The 24,059-nt window shown below is 44.0% G+C and carries 13 protein-coding genes and 1 tRNA gene; 5 read left to right on the forward strand and 9 right to left on the reverse strand.

Features of this window, described 5'->3' with window-relative positions:
* Positions 1-15 precede the first annotated feature (15 nt).
* Positions 16-89: transfer RNA gene (locus I5M19_RS11860), tRNA-Pro, on the forward strand.
* 57 nt (positions 90-146) lie between these two features.
* Here the strand turns inward: I5M19_RS11860 and I5M19_RS11865 are convergent.
* On the reverse strand, positions 147-1,013 hold the full coding sequence (locus tag I5M19_RS11865; RefSeq protein WP_200066543.1) for an OmpA/MotB family protein: 867 nt from the start codon (positions 1,011-1,013) through the stop codon (positions 147-149).
* Positions 1,014-1,248: 235 nt separating this feature from the next.
* Entirely contained in the window at positions 1,249-1,452 is a 204-nt protein-coding gene (locus tag I5M19_RS11870) for a hypothetical protein (RefSeq protein ID WP_200066544.1), read from the reverse strand.
* Positions 1,453-1,566: 114 nt separating this feature from the next.
* Here I5M19_RS11870 and I5M19_RS11875 point away from each other — a divergent pair, with 114 nt between their 5' ends.
* Positions 1,567-5,241 (forward strand): PAS domain S-box protein, encoded by a 3,675-nt coding sequence (locus I5M19_RS11875; RefSeq protein WP_200066545.1) that lies wholly within the window; start codon positions 1,567-1,569, stop codon positions 5,239-5,241.
* A gap of 523 nt (positions 5,242-5,764) precedes the next feature.
* Here the strand turns inward: I5M19_RS11875 and I5M19_RS11880 are convergent.
* The 3 genes from I5M19_RS11880 to I5M19_RS11890 are packed head-to-tail and all read right to left on the reverse strand — an operon-like array spanning position 5,765 to position 11,215.
* Positions 5,765-7,906 (reverse strand): DEAD/DEAH box helicase, encoded by a 2,142-nt coding sequence (locus tag I5M19_RS11880; RefSeq protein ID WP_200066546.1) that lies wholly within the window; start codon positions 7,904-7,906, stop codon positions 5,765-5,767.
* Between the two features lies 1 nt (position 7,907).
* Positions 7,908-9,221 (reverse strand): ATP-binding protein, encoded by a 1,314-nt coding sequence (locus tag I5M19_RS11885; RefSeq protein WP_200066547.1) that lies wholly within the window; start codon positions 9,219-9,221, stop codon positions 7,908-7,910.
* Positions 9,218-11,215, reverse strand: a complete 1,998-nt coding sequence (locus I5M19_RS11890) for a tellurite resistance TerB C-terminal domain-containing protein (protein ID WP_200066548.1) — start codon at positions 11,213-11,215, stop codon at positions 9,218-9,220. The genes I5M19_RS11885 and I5M19_RS11890 overlap by 4 nt, the downstream gene beginning before the upstream one ends.
* Before the next feature lie 201 nt (positions 11,216-11,416).
* On the opposite strand from I5M19_RS11890, the gene I5M19_RS11895 reads away from it, so the two are divergent.
* From I5M19_RS11895 to I5M19_RS11905, 3 genes are all read left to right on the forward strand, one after another.
* A complete protein-coding gene (locus I5M19_RS11895) occupies positions 11,417-12,703 on the forward strand; it encodes a metallophosphoesterase family protein (protein WP_200066549.1) in 1,287 nt (428 codons plus the stop codon).
* A 1-nt stretch (position 12,704) separates the two neighbouring features.
* Positions 12,705-16,154, forward strand: a complete 3,450-nt coding sequence (locus I5M19_RS11900; protein ID WP_200066550.1) for an ATP-binding protein — start codon at positions 12,705-12,707, stop codon at positions 16,152-16,154.
* Positions 16,155-16,215: 61 nt separating this feature from the next.
* Positions 16,216-17,208, forward strand: coding sequence for an RES domain-containing protein (locus tag I5M19_RS11905; protein ID WP_200066551.1), 993 nt, complete (start codon positions 16,216-16,218; stop codon positions 17,206-17,208).
* 430 nt (positions 17,209-17,638) lie between these two features.
* Here the strand turns inward: I5M19_RS11905 and I5M19_RS11910 are convergent, their stop codons facing one another.
* From I5M19_RS11910 to I5M19_RS11925, 4 genes are read right to left on the reverse strand one after another with little or no spacing between them, the layout of a single operon-like run.
* Positions 17,639-18,493 carry a hypothetical protein gene (locus I5M19_RS11910; protein WP_200066552.1) on the reverse strand — a complete coding sequence of 285 codons (855 nt, stop codon included), beginning with the start codon at positions 18,491-18,493 and terminating at the stop codon, positions 17,639-17,641.
* Positions 18,494-18,496: 3 nt separating this feature from the next.
* The gene (locus I5M19_RS11915) at positions 18,497-22,156 is read right to left on the reverse strand and encodes an ATP-binding protein (protein WP_200066553.1); all 3,660 of its coding nucleotides are present in this window, start codon (positions 22,154-22,156) and stop codon (positions 18,497-18,499) included.
* Complete coding sequence (locus tag I5M19_RS11920) at positions 22,140-22,712, reverse strand: condensin complex protein MksE (RefSeq protein WP_200066554.1); 573 nt, start codon at positions 22,710-22,712, stop codon at positions 22,140-22,142. The genes I5M19_RS11915 and I5M19_RS11920 overlap by 17 nt, the downstream gene beginning before the upstream one ends.
* A 1-nt stretch (position 22,713) precedes the next feature.
* A complete protein-coding gene (locus tag I5M19_RS11925) occupies positions 22,714-23,913 on the reverse strand; it encodes a hypothetical protein (RefSeq protein ID WP_235985832.1) in 1,200 nt (399 codons plus the stop codon).
* Between the last annotated feature and the right edge of the window lie 146 nt (positions 23,914-24,059).

Below are 24,059 nucleotides of genomic sequence, written 5' to 3' on the forward strand. Positions count from 1 at the left end.
TTCCGGAAAATTCTTCGGGATGTAGCGTAGCCCGGTATCGCGCCAGCATGGGGTGCTGGAGGTCGTGGGTTCGAATCCCGCCATCCCGACTAACAAAAAGCCCGGTAAAATTTGTTTTACCGGGCTTTAATATATCTGCAATTTAATTATTGTTGTGGCTGGTCTTCAGGTGCCTTTCCTATTAGATCCATAAACTGATCAAGTTTAGGAGTGATGATAATTTGCGTACGCCTGTTTTTTGCCTTACCGGCTTCCGTAGAGTTATCCGCAATAGGGTTATACTGCCCTCTTCCGCCTGCTGTTAAACGCTTAGGATCAACCCCATAGTTGTTTTGTAAAGCCTGCACAACCGAAGACGCTCTTAAAGCACTTAAGTCCCAGTTGTTGCGGATATTTTTTTGAGAGATAGGCACATTGTCGGTATTACCTTCTATTAATACATCGTAAGTGCTGTAATCTTTAATGATCTTGGCAATTTTACCCAGTGTTTCATCTGCTTTTTCAGACACCTCATAGCTGCCCGATTTATATAGCATATTATCTGAAAGCGAAATGTAAACAACGCCTTTTAACACCTGTACATCAACATCCTGCATTTCTTCACGGCTTAAGGAGCGGGTAAGATTATTGGTTAACACCATATTGAGTGAGTCGCTTTTATTTTTGGCGTTCACCAATTGTTGAATATATTTATTAGAACGGTTAATCTCATCAGCCAGTTTAGATATATTTACATTTCCCTGGCTTGTAGAATTCAGACACTTATCCAGCGCATCCTGCAGCGATTTAACGTTTGCTTTTTCAGATGCTATCTGCTCCTCTAAACTTTTAGCGCGGTTATTTACTACTGCTAAATTTCTTTCACTGGTTAAATATTTCCCCCTGAGATCGCGCGTATCTTTATCTAATTGATTATAATTGCTTTGCAGCTCCTCATATTTTTTTTTGCTTACGCAACTTTGGGCCATAATCGCAACAACAAGCAAGCCCGGTATAAATAGTTTGAGTCTCATAACGTATTTTTTTGATAAATAATTATTTATGATTTAACCCCAAATTACCTATAAAGTTTTTACTTACAGTAATTTGTGAGTTTAATTTCCCTGATAAACTGTTTTTTTAATAATAATTTCGGATACGATAAAGAATTAAACTAAATAGAAAAATATCATTGGATAATGCTGAGGCTGGCTTATCTGATGCCAGATTTTAATTAATATTCATGAATGAGCAATTATCATTTCCAGGTTAATTACCATTACCATGATACAAGAGCATATTTGCTAGTCGTTTATAGAGTTGATAAATATCCTTCCTGAAATTTAATGTCAACTCGCGGTCAACCAACGCCGTGAGATAAGCATAAAAAACCGACACTTTACGTTTGAGGGTAACATATTGCTTCCTGCCAGCTCGCATCCCTTCATCAATCTTTATCGTATCCAAGGTCATGATGAGGGCGCGGACAATTCATGATTAAAAATATGTAGCTTATTTTCAGGGAGGTACTTGATTAATTCGATACTATTTTTTAGGTTTAAAATCCTATACCGAATCAACAAGAGCATGTGTGCGCAAAAACAATCACCAGGTGAGTGTCTTTTCGATCTTTTCAGTGCAGGCATCACTGACCAGGCGATCTGTATGGTTGACGAACGTGGAATTGTTAGTGCCTGGAATGCCGGCGCCGCAAATTTCTATGGTTATGCCGCTGATGATATAGTGGGTGTGTCCGCCAATTGCCTGCTTGGAGGTATCGAGGTCCTGCCTTATCTGCAACAGGCATTTGCGGCAGGTAGTTATAACCTCGAATCAAAAACTTACAAGAAAGATGGTTCCTGGTTTCCGGCTTATCTGACCTTTCAGCCACTTTATCAGGAAAAATTGTTAACCGGGTATGGATTTACGGCACAAAGCCTGGCCTATACACAAAAAATTGCCTACCGTTTTGACGAAGCTGAGGAAATAAAAAAGAACCCAGGATTATATCAACGCTTAATTGAGCATAGCTATTCGGGTATCACTTTATTTGATGCGGATCTTAATTTCATTTATCGTAGTCCTTCCGCGGCCAGAATCACGGGCTTTAACGATCAGGGAAGGGCTGATATCACTTTTAATGACATTATTCATCCGGCCGACAGGAACCGTGTCAAAACTTTGCTGGATGATTTGAAGAAAACACCCGGCGCTTCCATAACATGCCGCCTCCGTTCGCGGCATTATGATGGTCATTTTATTGATTTGGAAGGTGTTTTTACTAACTGGCTGCATGCGCCGGACATTGGAGCAATTGTACTCAATTTCAGGGATATTACAGAACACCAACTGACGGAAAATGTGCTGAACCAAACTATAGCGGAACTCTCAGATTATAAATATGCATTGGATGCGGCGGCTATCGTGGCAATCACCGATCAAAAAGGGATTATTCGCTATGCTAACAAAAATTTCAGTACTATATCCGGCTATACGCAACAAGAACTGATAGGTCAGGACCATCGGATCGTCAATTCAGGCTATCATGATAAGGCCTTTATGAGAACCTTGTGGCGTACCATTTCAAAAGGCGATATTTGGGAGGGTGATTTATGCAATCGCCGAAAAGATGGCACTCTATATTGGGTTGCTACCACTATTGTTCCTTTCCTAAATACTCAGGGCAAGCCTTACCAATATCTTGCTATACGGTACGATCGTACCGAAGCCAGGTATTCAAAGGAGGAACTTATGCAAAAGAACCGGCAGATCGGCAACCTGTTGGAGAGCATCAACGATGGTTTTATTGCGCTTGATCGGGAACTACGGTATACCTACGTTAACCGTCGGACTTGTGAAATGGTTGGCATGTCTTCCGCGGCTATGCTTGGCCGTAAAATGTGGGACATTTTTCCGGATGCCGTAGGTTCGGCAACCTGGCGCGCGGTAGAGCAAGCGCTTGCAACCGGCCTGCCAGTCAGTAACGAAGATCACTATCCTCCGCTCGGCCTTTGGCAAGAAAATCATATATATCCGAATGAGCAGGGTCTCTCTATCTTTATTAATGATATTACCTGGCGGAAACAGGAAGAAGCACAAAAAGACCTGTTGGCTGATGTTAGTCAAATTTTTAGACAACCGCTGAAATTGTCAGCATTGATGCAGGAAGTAATGGAAAGGCTGATATCGCTAAACAATGATTTTTGTTTGGTTGAAACATGGCTGCTCAGCAGGGACAGTCAACGATTGGTGCTAAGTGCACAAACTGCTGCAAATAAACTAATGGTAGGTTTTTTTAATGACCATGCAGAACTAAGGCAGCTTAAAGCCGGGCAGGGACTTCCCGGAAACGCTTGGCTGGAAGGTGGTGTGACATTTTGGACTAATCTCGACCATCATCCGAACTTTTTGCGACGGGAAGCGGCGGCGAAAGCCGGGTTACAGTCTGCGTTTGGTGTACCGTTGCGCCATGGTGGACAACTTGTCGGCATATTATTGCTTGGTCAAAGCTGCGTTGAACGTCCGGATTTACTTGATGATAAGCTACTGATCCGTCTCGGCGATCACCTCGGCACGGAGATCAGCCGGCGGCAGTTGGAAAATGATCTGCAAAATATTTTTGAAGCTGCGCCTGATATTATTTGCATTGTGGGCACAGACCGCTATTTTAAAAAGGTGAATCCTGCCATGTGTGCAATGCTTGGCTATAGCGATGCCGAGTTGCGAAAAATGTCCATTGACGCACTTGTGCATCCCGATGATCTGGCTGAAAGCCAGGCGCGGATGCGCCGCTTTATTAACGGGGAATTGCAGACGGTTTATTTTGAGAACCGTTACCAATCGCGCTCGGGCCGGATTATTGACCTCGCCTGGACGGCCGCAAAAAGTAAAGAAGAGGGGATTCTTTTTTGTGTTGCCCGGAATATCTCCGGTCAGAAAGAACTTGAGCGTTTATTGAACAAGGCCAGTGAATTGGCGCGTATTGGTAGTTGGGAGATCAAGTCTTCCGGTGACCCGGTTTTTTGGTCACAGATAACGGCTGACATACTGGAAGTAGAGCCGAACTTCCGGCCTGCACGCGGAAATGCCGCTTTATTTTATACAGGCGACGATTTGGCCAAGTTAAACGAGGCTCTGCAATCGGTAAGCCGGGGTGGCCCACCGTTCGATCTGGAATTGGAATTGGTTACTGCGAGACAAAACCGGCGCTGGGTACGGGTTCTCGGCGAAGCAGAGTTTGAAGGGGAATGTTGCAGTCGGGTTTATGGTTCTATACAAGATATTGATGTACGTAAACGGGCCGAATTGGCAGCGAACCGTTTTCTTTCGGAAAGAAATTCCATATTGGAAAGCATTGGTGATGCATTCTTTTCGGTAGATAGTAACTGGATTGTTCAATATTGGAACCATGTTGCAGAGCAAAACCTGAATACGCCTAAAGAAAGCATCGTGGGTAAAAACCTTTGGTCAGTTTTTGACTCTGCGAAAGACTCGCCTGCTTATACTTACTATATAGAAGCTATGGCTTCCGGTGAGGCGCGACATTTTGAGGATTATTATACCGTTGGTAAAAGATGGTATGATGTGAGCGTTTATCCTTTAGAAGATGGTTTATCTGTGTTTTTCAAAGATATTACCGCTCGCAAGAATACGGAACGTGATTTAGAAATTTCACATCAGCGATATAGCGACCTATTCCAGCTGAGCCCTTTGCCAAAATTCGTATTTGATGCTGATACACTTGCCTACCTTGATGTTAATCGTGCGGCGGTGCAGCATTACGGGTATAGCCGCGAGGAATTTCTGAAGATGACATTACGTGATATACGTCCGGAGAGTGAAGTCGCACGATTAGAAACCGTCGTAAAAAATACCGATCGCGCAGCTTATTTATATCAAGCCGGCGTTTTTACGCACCGTAAAAAGAACGGGGAATTGATCCAGGTGGAAATTACAAGCAGTGCTTTAAATTACGATGGCCGGCCGGCTCGAATTGCACTTGCGGCAGATGTAACTGAACGTGTAAGACATCTTGAAGCAATAGAACAACAAAATAAAAAATTGCGTGAGATCTCCTGGATGCAATCACATGTAATACGCGCCCCCCTATGTCGTATTATGGGCTTAGTTGGGTTGATGCGCAATGTACCAGAGGGGGATGAATTGAGGGAAATCATGCAGTATATTGAACTTTCGGCAAATGAGCTTGATGAGGTGATCCGCGCGATTACACAAAGCGCCACTAACCTTGGGGAGAGTTAAAAGCTTCGCTAATTATAGTATAATTGTTTTATTATATAGACCCATTGAGATTCAACTTTTCGGACGGGGATTATACCTAACGAAAGTTAATTCCGGTTTCTTCAAATGGTTAACGCCATGGGACACTGTAAAAACTGTACATCATTTGAATTATGAACACTGATAATATTTCGGAGTTTTGAATATAAAAAAAGCGCTTAGACCAGTAATCTAAGCGCTTTGATGTGCCTCGCGGCTCTTTTTGCGGAATGGACGGGTCATGAACATCGTTCATAACTGTCTATATATCACATATTTATATTTTCAAATAATCAACTACTTTACGAATCACGCAATGGATAAATGATTCTAAATCGTTGGTATAAATATAGCAAATAAAGTAGAAGAAGAAAAGTAGAAATGTTTTTTATAGTCGAATTGCTGTTAAATATAGTCGATTGGAGTAAAATCCACCGCTGGGATCCTTTTTACACCCCTGCGAATTTATTTATGTGTCATAGGCGGCTTTATGAGGCTAATGAATTTAAGATACAACTGTTCCGCTGCTCACCAGGTTGATATGGGCGAGGAAAGTTTCCAGTCCCTCAAAATCATAGAAATTCTGTTTAAGCAAATATTTCTGGTAGTTCACCGGCAGGTAAATGCCCCATTTGGAATAAGAGATAAGGTCCTGGTTGTCCCTCAACGCGGCATCCAGGAAATCGTCAGCGCACGGTATATTGGCCAGTGTAAGCGCCAGCATTTGCCGGACCCCTGCGATATCCGCCCGGAAAGCGAAACTGCTGCTTTCTTCGTCGTAGATAATTTCGCCCCCGCTTTTGACACGGTTCAGGATAAAATGAAGGCTTTTATTGATCCGGGTTCCCTGGAAAGTATACAGGATGCTCTCGGATTCCTTTTGCAAGACAGGCCGGTCGAAGGCCAGGTCTTCCAGTTGGTACTGGGAGAATTGCCCGCGGGTAACAGCCAAGACCTCTGCCGCGGCAGAATCGAGTTCCGGCCATTGCGTTTCCGTCACCAGCAGTTCGAGCATGCGCTCGCGGATCCGGGGGTGAATTTCCATGCCGGATCCGAAGAATTTTGGTTTCTTGCCGTCCTTAGCCGGTATGACAGCGATCTTCTTAATCTTATCGTCAATATCCACGACCTTCCATATCCTGGCCGCAAGCAGGATATTTTCATCAATATTTATGATCGATAGCAACGGGATCTCGCCGATAGTCTTATCGCCGTGAACTACTTTATAATTGGGGTCTGTTTTAAAAACGCTGTAAAAGTCTCGGGAATTGACGATCCTTTCGCCTTCCAGCCCGATGATCAGGTCATTGCCCACTAGTTCCAGGAAATCCTTTTTGAGCAGTTCCCGAGAAATGGCCACCAGGGCGGTCTCGTCGATTAGCTTAAAGGCATGGTTATGGAGCATCCTTTCTTTGAGTACATCAAAGGTGCAGCCCGATAACTGTTTTACCGTGGAAAGCAGCTGGTGCAGAAAAATATCATAGGCATAGGCGCTGGCATAGACCGGCTCGATAAAACCATCCTGGTAAAGCGAATAACAGGCAAGTGACTGCACCAGGCTCCAGTTGCCAGTTGCGTAAAACAGAAGCGAGCTTGTCATGCCGTCCTTCCTGCCGCTGCGGCCCACGCGCTGGATCAGCGAAGCGATAGAACTGGTGGCATCTACCTGGACCACTTTATCCACCGAGCCGATATCGATTCCGAGTTCCAGGGTCGAGGTACAGGCAATCGCAAATGGATAGCGGCGGTTGGTCTTGACAAATTGTTCGATGTATTCCCGCAGTTCCCGGTCTACGGAAGAATGATGGGAGAAATAATACGGGTGCCCCCCGACGCGGTCGGATATCTTTTTCAGCTTGACCGCGATCTCCTCGGCGCGCCCGCGGCTATTCGGGAAGATCAGCACCTTGTGGTCCTGCACGTTGAGGTAAAGGTCTTTTAAAAGGTTGAGCGGCAGGTCAGCGCCCTCGCCTTCGTAGTATTTAAAGTGGGCTTCCATCTCCTTGGCCGATTTATCCCTGAGGACAACCGTTTCTTCTGGTTCGCCCGTCATGGCTTTCACTGCCTGGAAATCACCGATGGTAGCCGACAAACCGATCACCTGGAAACGGCCCTTGCACTCCAGTTGCAGGCGGTACAAAAGGGATTGCAATTGCACGCCGCGATTCGTACCTATAAACGAATGGATCTCGTCAATAATGACATAGGAAAGGCTGCCGAATAAGTGACGGATATTTTGCGGCTTATTCGCGAACATAGCTTCCAGCGACTCGGGGGTGATCAGCAGAACCCCGGAAGGGCTTTTGATCAGTTTTTCCTTTTTTGTCTTGTTGGCTTCCCCGTGCCACTTGGTCACGGTCACGTCGAGGTATTCGCAAAGCTGTTCGACCCGGTTAAACTGATCGTTGATCAGGGCGATCAAGGGCGAAATATAAACAACCTTTACACCAACCGTATTAAAATCAACGCTGGATAACACCGGTAAAAAGGCCGCTTCTGTTTTTCCGGATGCCGTGCGGGAGGCCAAGATATAATGTTTGGCAGAACCCATCATATGCTTGATCGCAGCATATTGGATGGGGCGCAGGGATTCCCAGCGTTGGTCCCGGATAAATTTCCGAATGGGTTCGGCGAGCAGTTCAAACATCTTATAATTCCTCGATATCTTCCAGCAGGAGGTCATTCGGCCGTTCATCATGGACCACCAGGTTGCCGAATAATTGTTTTTTGTCCAGGGAAGGATTTTGGCGTAGCAGGCTCAGGATGCTCAAAAAATCCCGGATGACCTCGCGTGGTGTCAAAAACTCGCTCGCGCCGGGTTTATTAAATAATTCTTCCATAAAGAACAGGATATCCTCGTCGGTTACGGTCATGCTAACGCTATAGTTGAATTCAAAGATATCCTTCAGCGTTTTAAGCAATACGAATATTTGGTTATGATCGAGCGGTAGTAGGCGGATAACAGGCTGCGCGAAGTCACGAATCTCCCTGGTCTCAAAACGGTTGGTCTCCAGGCGGGATTTTAGCGCCTGGTAGCTGAACAACCCCCGGCGTTCGTTCTCCAGGAAGTCAAGTGTACCGGCGATGTTCAGAAAGAGGTTGCTGACCTTGCCCTGGAAGCAGTCGTTATAGATCGTCAGGATCTTTTCATAGTTCTTTTCCCGCATGGCCGCCGTGCCGATCTTGTACAGATTAACGGCCTCATCAAGGTTGATCATAAAGCCATTATAGCCCATGCTGACAAATAGCTTGCACCAGTTTTTCAGCATATCATAATAATTCAGATCATTGATATATTCCCTGACGCCGAGGTCCTGCCGCGCTTCGATCTTGGTATGGTATTCTCCTTTAAGCCATTTCAGCGCGTTACGTTTCAATTGATCGTCCCCGCCAATAAAGCCTTGATAATACTTCATGATGACTAGCGCGAAGTCAAAGCCGCCTACCTCGGTAATGCCGTTAACGGTGGCCAGGATATTCGCCTCGATCTTGGGCAAATGAACGGCATCACGGATCGCGGTCATCGGTATTTGATGTTCCTGGCATGTTTTTAATAGCATTTGTTCGATCCATTTTTCCAGCAGCACCGGTAAAGCGCCGCCTTCCGGCATGGTTTGAATGGCGATATTATCCATGATGGCGGCATATAGGGCCCGCCCTTTGCCGTCATTCGAGTACAGACGATTGTCAGGCGTGAAATCCGCCTGGGCGACCACAAATTTCTGTTTGAGCGCTACCGTATTAAGCAGGTGCAGGATGAAAGATTTACCGGAGCCGTATTCCCCTATCCAAAACTTCACCATGCTGTGGCCGTTTTTGACATCATTCAAAGCCTGTAAAAAAGCTTCCACTTCGGTAGAGCGCCCGACGGTGATATGTTGCACGCCGATCTTCGGGACGACGCCGCCCACGAGGGAATTAATAATGGCAGTGGCTTCTTTTGGCTTTAGTCCGGGTATCATAATTGTTTTATTTGTTGAAAATATGCAGGGTTGATGGTATAGTTTTCTTCGTCCGTTTCGATCAACAGGTCGTCCAGGATATCATAAAAGCCCTCGTTGAGGCCGTTGATCAGGGTGTTTTTAAACAAGCCTTCGTTTCTGCAGAAATCGTCGACTTCGTCCGCGGATAATTGGAAGCTGCTCATTTCGAAAAGCTCCAGCAGGACGGCTGCCACAGGGCTGATTACCACCTGGAACAAAGGGTTTCCGGGTGCGGCCGGCGCAGGCGGGCGCATAGCTATTACCGATGTGCCGTCAATAGCCGGTACTGCAATTGCAGCAGGGCGCTCCGGTTCGGCCGAGACAGTGCCCGGTTCCTCTTCCTCGGCCAGGTATTCGTTCAGGATCATGACTGTACCGGTAAATTGCTTTTCCGCTTCGGCAACCGCATCGCGGTTGATGGTAATGGATTTGCGCACCGGGGTATAAAATCGGGCTATTTTGTCGGCGATCCCCTCGAAATCCTTGGTACGGATATATTCGTTTAGCAAGGCATCAAATCGCTGCACTTCCGCGGGGCCGGCGAAAAGCTGTTTTTCCATAGCCTTACCCATGGGTTTGTAAACCTTGGTTTGCAGCATACATTGCCGGAAATATTCCGCGAAGTAGCGCAGTGATGTTCCCTTGTCGACCGCCGCATAGAATTTTGAAACTTCTAGATATAAACCTTCAAGGGAAGGGTTTTTCGCGTTCAGGCGGATCAGTTCAGTAAGTTCCTGTTCAAAAGCAGCGCTGCCGGATGCCCGGTAATAAGCGATGTCCAGTTGAAAAAGTTCCCGCCAGCGATTGGTGTTTTGAATATTCAATTCAATTTCGGTCGGTTCGTCCGGCTGGGCGATCGTCTCAAGGTTTTTAGCGATCAACATGGTGACGGGATTCAATAACTTCTCGGTCACCGCTGCCATCAGTTCTGCATTGGCATAGGTGTCCAGGGTTACCTTGCGCTTATGATGGTAACGGTCTCTTACCGCCTGTTCGCAATGTTTGTAGACCAGTTCAAAAAGCATATTACTGCCGGTTTGCATGGTCGACTTATAGTTTGGGCTGTTCAGGTGATATCTGAACAGCTTCCTGGCTAGCAGATCGCATAAAATGACCATTTCGGCATTCAGCGAGGTTCCCTGCTGCCCGCAGTAGACCTCCAGGGAAGTCGTCACTTTAATATATAGCTTCAGGATCTCCATGCAGCAAAATTCGACCCCCGAGAATTTATTGGTGTTCAGCCAAATGTAGTTGAGGAATTTCTCCTCGTTCTTATTGAGCTTTAAAGCTTCGCGGTATTTCTTTCGCCAGTCATAATATTCATCATAGCCGTGTCCCCAGCTCTGGGTGCGCATGAGCCCAGCATAGTCTTCCTTAGCGGTCATGATGTTCCGGATAAAGGACCTGGAGTAATTCAGTGTTTTAGGGCACATTGAGGCCAGGTCGTTCAGTTGCCGCTCCAGCAAGGATAGCTGCTGGTGTTTCTCGAACGCGTTCAGCAGGTCATAGTAAAGGATAAAGGCGTAGTTGGTTTGGTCTTGAATGTCCCAAAGTTCCTGGCGCAGGAACGCTTCCTTGAACAGGTTATAAAATTCCTTTTGCTGTTTATTGGCATTGGATAGCTCCCTGGCGGAATAAATATAGGTCATGGGCCAGTTGGGAATCCCGCTATGGTATTTCTTTAGGGTGACGGTCTGCTCATAATCGATCTGGTGAACCCTGGTGTCAATATCAATGATACTTTCATCCGGGATCGCGGGCGTATAAGGAGGTGTGTTATAAATGGGTGTTCTTTCAATGGTCACGATAGCTTTTGGTCTTTGCACCGGCGGGTCACGCCGGTAAGGTTCATTGATGGTAGCGGTCTTTAAGAACGGATTGTTTTTGACAGGTTTTTGATTGCCGCCCTTGGGTTTCGGGCGGGTAGCATAAATGATCCAGAAAAACAATATGATTATAATCGCTATGAACATGACAAGGTTAAAAATATCTAATATAAAGCATATTTTTGAGTGTGCGCAAATCTATTTCTTAACGGCGCTGTTCTCCGCTATTAAACATTTAGGAATAGTCAGGTTGATAGATATTATTGACAGGGAATTTATTAAATAGCGGTCGATATTAAGCAAATAATAAGTGTACCTTTATTTTCAGCCATAATCCTTAGTCAACCAATGCCAATTAGAATCTTAGCTACTGCCGACCTGCACCTGGGTAAGGCATCCGCCGATGTCAGCGGTCATTTTGCCGCAACAAAGCATACTTGGGAAACCGTAGTTAACTGGGCTATCGCCCATGCTGTGGACGTTGTTGCCCTTTGTGGCGATATCGTTGACCGTGACAACCGTTACTTCGAGGCTGTAGGCCCCCTCCAGGACGGTCTGGAGAAACTCGGGAAACACGGAATAGAGGTTTTCATGGTCTCCGGCAACCATGACCACGATGTGTTACCCGGCATCCTCCGCAGCAGACAGTTGGACAACGTTCATTTGCTGGGTGCTAATGGCACCTGGGAATTATATTCATATACTAAGGCGGGAGAAACGATCCAGTTCGCGGGCTGGTCGTTCCCCCGCCTGATCGTCCAAGAAAGTGCGATGACGGGCTGGCAGCTTCCCGGCCACGATCCGAATTACCCGGTCATCGGCTTGCTGCATGGCGATATAGACAAACCGGATAGCCATTACAATCCATTCCGCCTTGTTGAATTGATAAAACAGGAAGTGGATCTTTGGATACTTGGTCACATCCACAAACCGGATCAATTGCGTACCCATTCGCCGCAAGTATGCTATACAGGTTCACCCCATGCCTTAAGCGCCAAAGAGCCGGGACCGCACGGCCCGGTATTGTTCACGGTTGCAGCAGACAAACCGGTAATTACGGAACGTATATTATTATCCCCTGTACGTTATGAACGCCTCGCGGTCAATGTTTCAGGCTGCGGGGATATGATGGAGCTCCGGGATCTGGTCATGACCAGCCTGCGGGCCGATGTGGAAGCTAAGCTGGCACAATTAGAACAGGTATTGGCCATCGTTTACCAGGTTTCGCTGACCGGCAGGCATGCGCGGATTAAACAAGTAGAACAATGGGCGGCCAATATTACTGACCTGAACCTTCGTTTAGAAACCGGAACCAACCTTTCTGTACGGAAGCTAACCTGTAACTTGGCCGCCGAGATCGGTGATTTGAACGAATTAGCATTGCAAAGCTCCATGATCGGTCAGCTAGCACAAACGATTTTAGCCATCCAAAATAAAACGACCACGCCTTTTTTAGACGCGCTGATGCAGGATTGGTTCAAAAAAGCCCGGCTGCTTACGGATAGCGGGACCTACGAACCGCTAGGCAGGCATAAAAAAACAGATGAGCTCTCGGATGCCGTCGCCAGGGAATATATCCTAACTGAATGTAACCGCCTATTGGGCGAATTAACAGACCAGGTAAAGATCGCGTAATATGGGAAAGAAACCACTGATCATCAGGGAGATCAACATGCGCAAAGTGCCGGGATTTCCTTCCGGCATCATAGCGATCAAGGGGCTGGCCAGGAATATCAACCTGGTAGCCGGCCCGAACGCGTCGGGTAAAAGCACAACCGCTAAGGCGATCCGCCAGGTCTTATGGCCCCAGGATTTCAAAAAGCAGGACATCGAATGCCGGCTTGAGCTGGAGGGCCAGCTCTGGGATATCCGCTTAGACCATGGGGACTACCATAGCCAACGGGGCGGAATCGATGATAAATTACCACATTTGCCAGCAGTTGAGGAATCCAAACGCTATTCCCTGGCGCTTCACGAGTTGGTCAAAGATGATGATACCGATCTGGCCATACAGGTAGGCCGGGAGATGTCAGGTGGTTTCAATCTTCCGCAGGCGGAGCAGAACCTGGGGTTTGATGCTAAGTTTAAACCAAGAACCATTTCAGAACGTAAAGCCTATGGTGAAGCCGAGGAAAAGGTAAGAAAGATAGAAGCCGGACAGGTGCAACTCAAGGACCGTGAACAAAAGTTGGAAAACCTGCAGGCCGAGAAGGCGAAGGCCTTACAGGCTAGGACATGGGAGAAATTATTTACGGCCGCCTCGGCTTGCACGGAGGCCAGAGCGGCATTCGGCGAACTGAGTGACCGGCTCAAATTATACCCGGAACAGCTCGCCATGATGCGCGGAAACGAAGCAGACGAGTTGGACGGCCTGGAAAAGGACATCAATAGTTACACTAAAAAAGTCGAACAGGCGCAGGAGGATGCTGAAAAAAAGAAAACACAACTGCGGTCCTTAGACCTGCCGGACGTTGGGATCGATAAGCAATTACTCGATGAGCTGGACACCAGGGTAATTGCAGTGTTGGATATTGAAAAGGAATTAAACCGCTTAGCAGTGGAGACCAGCACCGCGGAACAGGCGCTAGTTCATGCCCTTAGATCGATATCCAAAGAATTGGAACACAAGGGCGAGATCGATATCCAGCTAAGTGATGTTGCAGTATTGGAAAAATTCCTTTCGGATGCTCACCGGGTTATGAGCGAAAAACAGGTTTTGGAAAGCAACCTCGCTGCCGCAAGGGAACGGGCGAAATCCGTGTCAGTCAGCAACGATCAACTGAATGAAGGTATCCGCTTATTGATCCTTTGGTTTAAAGAGCCGGAGGGCACGGCACAAAATAAGGCACCGTGGCTTTGGGCATTGGTAGCTGCGGGAATATTGACTGCGCTGGCCGTTTATTTCCTTGGCTGGCTAGGACTGGTCGGAGGGATCATCCTTGTGGTATTGGGCGTGCTGGGCGGACGCACTGAAACTGGAAACCAGGCAGACATCCGGAGAAAAGACTATCAGCGCACTGGCTTGGCCCAACCGAAAAATTGGGACAATGAAGAAGTCCTGCGCGTACTTAATGAATTGACCGGCCAGTTACAAGCCGGGAAAAACGCAGAAATGGCACAGCAGGAAATAGCCATTTATGAGGCTGACCTGGAAAAAGTCACCGCTAGGGAATTGGTGGTCAATGAACAGCGCGACAGCTGGCTTGAAAAATTAGCTTTCGTGCCCGAATTACCAAAGGCAGATTTAAAAAACTACGGCGGGCTTTATTGGTGTCTGTTGGCATTAAGGGATTATCAGTTGGCCTACAGTGAGCTGGCTGCTGCTCAATCAGCTTCAACAACGTTGCAGAAACAGCAAGGCGAACAATTTTTAGCTATAAATAGCCTGTTGGATGGCTTACATGCCCCTGTTCACAGCGGGCCTGCTGCAAGGGCCTCGCATAAGAAATTGGTTGAAGACGAAACGGCACGCCAGCGGCTGGCCGAGGCCATCGGGGAAATAGCCGGGCACATAGGCGAATGGCAGGCAGAGAAAAACAGGGCAGCGGCAAAGCTGGCGGCGCTGTTTCAAAGGCTTGAAATACCGGAAGGAAATAATGAGGAGTTATATGACCTGCTCGAGCAGTTGGAGAGCTACCAGGTCGCCGCCAAAAAATGCGAGGAAAAACAGTTCGAGCTGAAGGATAGGACCGCCCAGCTGGAAAGCCATGAGTGGTATGAAAAGATCAGGGAAGAAATAGATGGGCTGACAGTGGAAAACGCCAGGTTGAAAGAACAGCAACATAAAACGGAAGCCGACAAATTAGACCATCTGAATGAGCAGATTACTGGAATCGTCACGCTTATTGCGGAAGCCATGAAGGGCCATGTGTTGGAGGACGCGCTTGCAGACAGGGAATCCGCGTTGGAAAACCTGGAAAATGCTTACGAGAAAAATCTTGCCGCGTTGACCGGCAGCCTTATCGGCAGCAAATTGAAGGAAACCAGCAGGGCGAGTAGGAATTCGGATGTCTTTGACCGCGCAAACCGCCTATTTAACAGGATCACTAATGGGCGGTATGAATTGTTGATCGATGATACCAATGCTGCGGCCTTTAAAGCACTCGATACAGCTAGTAACCAAGGCCAGGACCTTTCAATACTCTCGACAGGTACCAGGATTCAGTTGCTGTTGTCGGTCCGACTGGCTTTTATTGAAAGCCAGGAAAAGGATATTAAATTGCCGGTAATGGCTGACGAGATATTGGCCAATAGCGATGACCAGCGTGCGCAGCAAATTATCGAAGCCTTGGTAGAGATATCTAAAGAGGGGCGGCAGGTCTTTTATTTCACATCACAAGCGGACGAGATCGCTAAATGGCAGGCTTACCGCGATGTTGATCCCGGGCTGGAAATTGCGATGGTTACTCTTGGCGGTACAAGTAATAATTATTTTGATCATATGCTCAATGTGCAGCCGGCCTTAGCGTTGAAGGCATTTAACAGCTACCCGGAACCAGGCACCATGTCCCGGCTGGACTATGGCAATGCGCTCAAGTTTCCTGTGTTCAGGCTATTGACCGACCGGGTCGAGCAATTGCATTTATGGTACCTTATGGAAGACCTACAGTTGTTATATAATTGTTTGCAAAACCGCATCACCACTTACGGCCAATTGGACAGCTTCCAAAAACATGGGGGCACCATCCGCGGCCTTTCCGCCGAAACCTGGCAAAGCCTGAAAGAAACGGCGCGCTTACTGAATTTCTACCAAGAGCTTTACGCACAGGGCCGCCCTAAGCCCATCGATAGGCAGGTTTTGGCCGATTCAGGGGCAGTTTCGGGAAACTTTATTGACGCTGCGGCCGCCAAATTGAAAGAACTAGGTAACGACCCGGAAAAGTTGGTGTCCGCCCTTCGATCAGGTGCGGTGTCGCGTTTCAGCAAGTCCAAAGCGGATGAGCTTGAACAATACCTGTTAAACACTGGTTACCTCGATGATCGGCCACAAATTTCTGATGAAGATATTTTGATTCGCTTGCAGGCGTTCCTGTCTAACTATACCACTAGCCAGGTAGAAGCTGAGGCATTCTTAAAGCAGTTCTGAAGAAATAGTTATCGGGATTAGATTGTTTTAGATGATTTCAAAGGCATAGCGCTAAACTTATATGATCGAACGGATAGTACGTGATATTACACTGCCGCTTTACGAAGCGCCAAAGGATATATTAGAGAAACTGAATTATTTTCGGGAACTAAGTGCAGCAGGTTTGCATAATTTGACGGAAGCAGAAATTGCGCATATTCAGAAGGAATTTAATACATTTTTTAATGTCAACCTGGCAATCGTCACAGATGCTTATCCGACCAAATTATTCCGACTCACCAACAATAAAAATCTTTGTGGCGGTAAAAAGCAAAAATTACAGCAGGTTTCGGACCTTCTAGGACCGCCGGAAGGTTTATCTGGTATTGGGAGATGTAATTTGGCTGGGGAAAGTGTATTTTATTCTGCGCTTGATTTTCGTACCGTCATATGGGAAATGCAGCCCGAGGCTGGTGATTACATCACGGTCAGTGAATGGAAAATAAAGGAAGGACAAAAATTGATGCTCCACTCTATATTTCATCCCAAAGAGACGAGATCTAATAAAGAAAGCCTGAAAGCTTACACTGAGTATATAGAGATCCAAAAGAAATTTGATCCGCAGCTCGTGGGGGTTTTTGATGAGATATTAAAATTTATCTGCGAAGAATTTATGAAACCAGTTCAAGTCGATCAAAAGATAAATTATCTATTTTCGGCGATTATTTCATCCCGATTCCTCCAGGACCTCCCAGATGAAAATGGGTTTCGTATTGATGCGATCAGTTACCCAAGCATTAAGCGAGATTATGGCGTCACCAATGTAGCTATTAACAATTCAGTTGTATTAGAGAAACTGGATCTGGAAGCAATCACAGTTTACACGGTCGGGGATACCAATTACGATGAAAAGAATAAGGATAGTGAAGACCTGATAAAGGTTTCAGCATTACAAGTTAGAGTTTCGGAGTTTGATTTCGAAAAAAACAAGATCGTCTATAATGCAGCGGAAGAACTAAGGATGATGATGGAACTTGTCGATGAAGAATCGAACAACAACAACAAAAGTTTATAAATAGTCATACATATACGACCGATGGTTTAACTAACAGATTATTCATGAACCATAAAGCGTTCACCTTTGAAATTGACTTTGAGGGCCAATAACTCAATCGGGAAAGTTATGAAAACCAGATTTTGGCCAAGGGATCGGTATAAGATAAAATGATCCTGTAGGAAGATGAAAAATTCGCCGATACTCAATGTTTGCAATGACTCGAAAAGGTGGTCAATGACAAGGACACCTCTTAAATTTTTGGTATTGAAAATATCTACTGTAAGATTAGTGAGTATTACGAGGCTAATAATCATCTTGATAAAGCGATTGAATTTTGGGAAAAGGCGGTCGTCCTTAATCCTAAAGTCGGTATCTCGCGTAAGCTGGAAAACCTAAAAAAGAAGGCCGTTTATAAAGATAAATGATAACCAATTCGGTTTGAAGGGCATTATTTTATCAGTATTTCCTGCTCTAAGCCTTTTTTATATTGATGTATAAAACTAATCAATTCATGAATTTTTGGCTCCGTAACGAGCTTCAGGTCAAAATTGATCTTCTGACCGTCGTATAATTTTCGGTTTCCCCATGTCTTGATCGACAATTCAATATGATCAGGTACGAAGAATGTTGATCGTGATCCCAAATGACGCTTATATTCATTTAGATAAATACCAATTCCAGCAAAGTCAAAATCACCGTAGTGCAAATAAGGGTTTTCAATAGCTTGCAGCCATTTTATCAGGTCTTTACTTTGATTTAGGGGATACCGGCAAACAAATAATGGACGGATATTTTCAAATAAATGCCTTTGCTTAGCTATTTGGCTAAAATTTTCAGAATTTTCAACACCCACTATGGTTAAGCCGGGATGTGGCACAAAATGCTTGGTATCATGTATAAATTGAAATGTTCCGGCAGGGGGATTAATTTTGATGTTTTCTCCGTTCAGTGTTGCTCCGACAGGTTCATAACAATTTACAAGAAACCCTGTAAAAGTCCTTACTTTTTTTGCTTTTGAATTAGTAGCAGCCTGAATTAAATCTGCCCTTGTGATAATGTCCTGGCTTAATGTGTTGACATAATGCTCCAGGTTTGTTATTGAAAAACGATTTGATAAAAATGCGTTCAGCGATTCGACCTTCGGAACATAAAGCAGACTTCTTGTACGGCCAGACCTTATGTCAGCAAGGATACCTTCCATCAATAATTCAGCTGCCAGCGAGCCTTTAAATTTGCTTGCAGGTATTTTTTCACCTTTAGACAATTGTAAAAATATATTGGCTAATGATTTGCTTAAAACCATGTTTTAATTGTTAGTGATTAGCTTTTTCACAGTAGTCACATTTTTATTGTTTTTAGCCAATAAATAGGTATGCCTGTAATCGACAGCATTATACGATGTTGGCGAACTGTTAATTAACAAAATATTTCGGTCATTGGCGAATTTCAATATGCCCTTCACATTGTTCGGATGAAGTTTACCAATTTCATCCATCATGCAATGCAGGCGAAAATCTTTAAATCTTTTTGATGCACTTTCTTTGAAAACATTTAAAAGCATAATGTTGATCATTGCCTTGACCAATATATCTGTCCCCTCAGATCCAACGTTTGTCAGCTTTTCAACCCACCCGCTATCATTGTCATTTTCTACGACTTTAAATTGCAATTCAAACGTATCGGACAAATTGATCTCCTTTAGTTTGGATGAGGCAATCTCACTTGCGAAGTTCTTGAGGTACCCTACTGCTTTTTTATTGATTTGTTCTGTTTCGTTTCCGCTGAAAAGGTTTGACTTACCTAAAGACAGCGCGTGTTCATCATTGAACTTTCTGATTTCGCTCAAGAGCATCACAATTTTATTTGCACTTGGCGATAAACGCAGATTAATGCTTTTAATGACTCCGGCAAAATTGCGCTCCTCAAAATCCTTATTGATGTCCGAAATAACTTTTTGTATCGTTGCCTCCTTTGAAACAAGATCCGTGGTTTCTTTGCCAATCTGGAAGATTAAACTGGCAAAACGTTCATTAGTCCGTTTTTCAAATTCCGATATTTTGTCTTCCTCCAGAAACTCCTTTAAATTTTCGGCAAAAAGGAAAAAGTCGTTGGTCTCAATAAGATTGGTTTTAAACCCAAAGATATTTGCCAACGAAAAATGGCTCAAAAATTTTTGTATGGATGTGCGCAAGTCGTCAAGTTTGTCCCTTACTGAAAAGCTCTTGTCATTAATTTCATCGATCAAATCCTTAAGCCGCCTTGTGGTTCTAACGGATTCAGATACAATAAGAGCAGCAGGATCAAGTTTTGAAAAAACTTCCGTTTGGCTGAAATGGTCAAATGCAAGGATATCTTCGTCAATTTTTCTTTGAGAAGCATCCAGGTCTGCGATGATATGGTTCAATTTGATCACCAACTCCTGAAGCTTGCCTTTAGCGATTTCGTGACGTTGCCTTTCTGTGGCCAACTGGTTCTCATAAATCTTTTTATCTGACTTAAATTTGTCAATCAGGTCAAACAACTCACGTTTATCCTTGCCATATTCAGAAACCGTTTGCCTGTTATTTTCGATAAACTGCAGCTCCTCAACTATCGCGACAAATTCTGTGTCAATTGCGTTGAGCCGCATGGTGTCTGCGCCGGCATGTTCCAGGGCTTTACTGGCCTGCAGATGAAGGTCATTAATGCGGGTTTGCACCTGTATATCTTCGGATTTAATGTCTTCAGATAGCTTATTCAAAGTCTCTTGCAAGCTGGTATTCTCTTTGGAAATTTTGTTATCCCGCTCTTTCTTTTTTACTTCCACCTGGTTCCTAACCTGATTTGTTAAAACCCTTAGCTGCTCATCGGCCGCTTGCTTCTCTTCTTTTGCAACCTCAATTTCCAGTTTTATCGATCTTATTGCCGCATTTTTTTCTTCTATGGCTTTACGGTGATTATCATCAAGCTGCACTGTCTTTTGATCCTTTGCGGAAATGGCCTTCTGCGAATCATATTCTTTAAGTGCAATTAAGTCCTTTAACGATTTTATTTGAAACTGGTATTTCTTTTTACACCTATCCTGTTCCTTTACCCTATCTTCTCCTAAAGTTCTAACCGTTGCTTCCGATTTCTTTATCTGGTCCTCATGCTTCCGTACTTCCTTTTCATAATCAGCGATTGTTTTAACAGAGGTGCTTATTTCTTTCAGGTCAATTTCGAGACCATAGAAATTAGTCGATCCGCCCGTTGTATTTTGCGGAGATAAACCAGTATGGAATAACACCTGTTCCTGGTTAATCACCTTTCCTATAGTTTTTTCCCACCCAGGCTTATTTTCATTGAGCCAATCAAAAAGCGAATTTTTTCGGTTATTAATCAGTGTGTTTATTTGCTCAATGCTTTTTTTAGCACTTAAAATCGTTTCCTCAAGTCGTGCGCAGGTATGATTATATTCGTTGTCAAACTTTGCAAGATCAAAATCCCATTGCTTTTGTATCGATTCTAATTGTTTTTTAGATCCTGCTATTTCGATGCCGGCAGCGTGTATCACCCGGTTAGCTTCGCTTATACTATTTTTACACTCTTCTATTTCCCTTTCATACCAGCGTTCTAATTCAACTTCACGTTTCCTGATTTCCAACTTATGGAGATTTGATGTCTTGATTGAAATAAGCTCCTGCGCGTTTGCTTTCGTTTCTGTGTTTTCCTTTTCAATCTCCGCGATCAATTCGTCACACTGGAGACCAATCACTTCTTTACTTTTATAAAAAACTTCCCTGCTGTTATTTTTTTCAGCATTTTTTAAATTAATAAAGTCGTTCAAATGATTTTTATTTTGACCAATTAAGGCATCAAACTTGGCCGTTATCTCTGTAAAACGGGCGGTTAGCAGCGCCTGCTCTTTTTGTAATTTCTCTTTCCTGCTTTCCCATTCTGATCGCTTACTGACCCGTTCTATTAGTTGATGGATATTTATACGTTCATATCCTTCGGATTTTTGCTTTGCCTCATTCAATTTTCCAGTCAGTAGGGTAATTTCTTTTACGATTTTTTCCTTTTTGTCTTCAAACCGCTGATTTGCTTCTGACACCTTTTTATTGGCTGCGCTTAACTTTTCATTTTCGTTTTCAAGTTGCTTTATTATTCCTGGCAATGCCTTTTCGAAGAAAGCGTGGTTGGTGATCAGTTGTGTTGCAACAATTGACTTTTCTTTTTCCAAAAAGCAAATTTCCGTGTACGATTTGGAGATAGCATCTGCGATCAGCCGAACTACGACTTCGCCAGAGCGATTCTTATTGCTCCATTTGCTTATATCATCCAGTTGGACTTCAAAGTCTTTAAGGTGAAGTTCATATTGGTCCAGGTCAATTTTTACGTCCTCCTCATTCAGGGACATGATGATTGTCTGTTTAATAAATTCTGCTTCCAGCTTTGAATTCAAAAATACATTCTGGATAGTTCTGGGCAGGTTTTGATACTGCCTGCTTTCAATCAAAGCATACTTACGAAATTCCGCATTAAGGCCTTTGTTATTGCCGTATAGAATGTCCCGGTATTCTTCATACCGTTCAATTTTCCGTGTGTAGATATTTGTCCCGGAAAAAGTCCCCCTGATTTGCTCCCAGGACATTGCTTTGTTCTCGGGATTGATATAATTTTCTTTCTTGTATGGACCCTCTATAAAACGAAAAGCAACGCGGCCCTGGGACTTAAATGCCAGGACACAAAAGGGGCCGGATTCTCTTGCGACTTCATAAACGATGAAAGAGTTTCCGTAGGGGAAGTAATACTCGTCGAACGTACGCTTGCCTTTTTCAATTCCCAATTTAAGTTTATCGGCATTATAGAAAAATAGTATCGCCCGAAGTGTAGTGCTTTTGCCCACCCCCTGGGTTCCAATAAAATGAACGTTGCCATCTATGCTTATATCGGCATAAGAGATACCCGCACTGTTTATAAAAACGATCTTATTCAGGTATCTCATGCTGTATATCTTCAGGTATGTCTATGTTCAGTATCAACTTTTCTAGGTACGTAAATGAAGCCAGGGTTTTATATTCATGTACGATAATATTTTCTAATTCGATAAAGTTATCCTTCTCCAAAATATCTAACACCTTGTCGATAATTTCCGAATGCTTTTCCTTTCCAGGCGCGTACTTTTTTAGACCTTCTAACTTATTTTTCAAATCTGCGTCAACGCTTAACCTTACCAACAAGTCAGAAGGCTTGAATCGAAACCCTGACCCGAAACTATTTTCAAACGTTTTTAGAAAATCAACAATATCAATCCATTTCATGGCAATTTCCAGTTTACGTTCCATTTCCGCGCGGCTTTCGGACCGCGCAAAGTAGTAGTATTCATCACCTTCTTCCAGGATCAGGTTAATACCCATGAAATAATCACAATAAGAATCATAATCCTGGCTGATTGCCGAGTAAAGTTTGCGCACGGATTCTCTACTGCTGTTGGAACAAATAAATTGGCCCTTATTCAGTATTTCAAAAACCTCTGCTGACTGTTTGGGTATTTCCTGCATGTTATAACGGATAAATCAATAAATATTCTGTGTTCTGCCGGGTTTGATAGTCCCCGGTCAACCTGAACTGCAGGTCATATTGCGAAATAAGCTGGCAATAAATGGTAAGGCATTCCTCAAAGGATACCGGTTTGCCAAAATCGTAGGTCTGTAGAAAATCGAACAGGTTGTTACTTCCGGCAAGGAAACTATTTTTAACCGCCTCAAGATTTATTTGTTCCACCTCTTCAATATCAAGTTGCAAATAGTCTGATAAATTATTATCAGAAAGCTGAATGACAGAACGGTTGCCGGTCTTGTTTCTGCTCACAACTTTTTTAATGGCATCGAGTGCTTCATCATCGCTTTGCAACTGGTCTAAAGAAAGCTTCAGGGAGTAGGCTGGATTAGGCTCATAAACCAGTGCATGGTCTGTCAACAAAAGTTTGACGATGTTCGTCTTGCTTTTTAATTCGAATTGGTCTTTTAAATATTTTAATTGTCTGATTTTTTCCAGCAATCCGCTTTGATATTTTAAGCGGTTCAAAAACTCTATAATTTGCTTTTGTATGTCAATTAAATTATGGCGGCAAAAATTAAGCTGCCCCCGCAACGCATTAATGATCCTTTGCAATTCTTCATCTGAAGCGGTTTTGAAAAAAGTTTGCTCCTCATCACCAGCCACCAGGTTATCAGTTAATGTAACGAGGGTTGCAATGTCATTTCGCTTAATGTCAAGGTGCTCCAGTTTGGCCTTCTTTATTTTATAATTCGGTTCATTCTTAAAAGTATTGTCGATATTACGTTTCAGGTCAACGACATTTCTTATGGCAATGATCCCTGTTTTTCTTAAGGCACTTTTAACCTGCCTTAGATAATTATACTTCCGGCTTTCACTATTTTCCTTCAGGTAATAAATGATGTTTTGCTTTATCGTTTGAAGATTCTCCGTGATGTAGGAAACATTTATTTCTTCATTTACTTCTAATATCTGTTCAAAAAACTGAAGGAACTGATCATCAAGCTCCAAATAAGCTCCATTTTCTCTAAGCACCGCGAATTCAAGCAATAGCCGAAGTTTATCCTCATTGTAATCCAACACTTCTAAGGCATCGTCATATTTATAGGACAAGACTTTGCGCTTCTCAAATATTTCCGTGATGAGCTTTTGTTCCCGGCTTAGCACCAATAGTAATTCACGTATAGATGAAAATGTCTTCAAATTGCTATTTCCTTATATTACAATTGATTACTTTATAGAGGTTTTAAAAGAAGGCTAATTTATTTAGTTTTCGGTTCCTTTTATAATATTTTATCTGTTAGTGTTAAGTCTTTTTCATTTTAGCGTAAACTACTTATCCGAGTAAG

This window comes from Mucilaginibacter segetis (assembly GCF_016522075.1).
GTDB classification, from domain to species: domain Bacteria; phylum Bacteroidota; class Bacteroidia; order Sphingobacteriales; family Sphingobacteriaceae; genus Mucilaginibacter; species Mucilaginibacter segetis.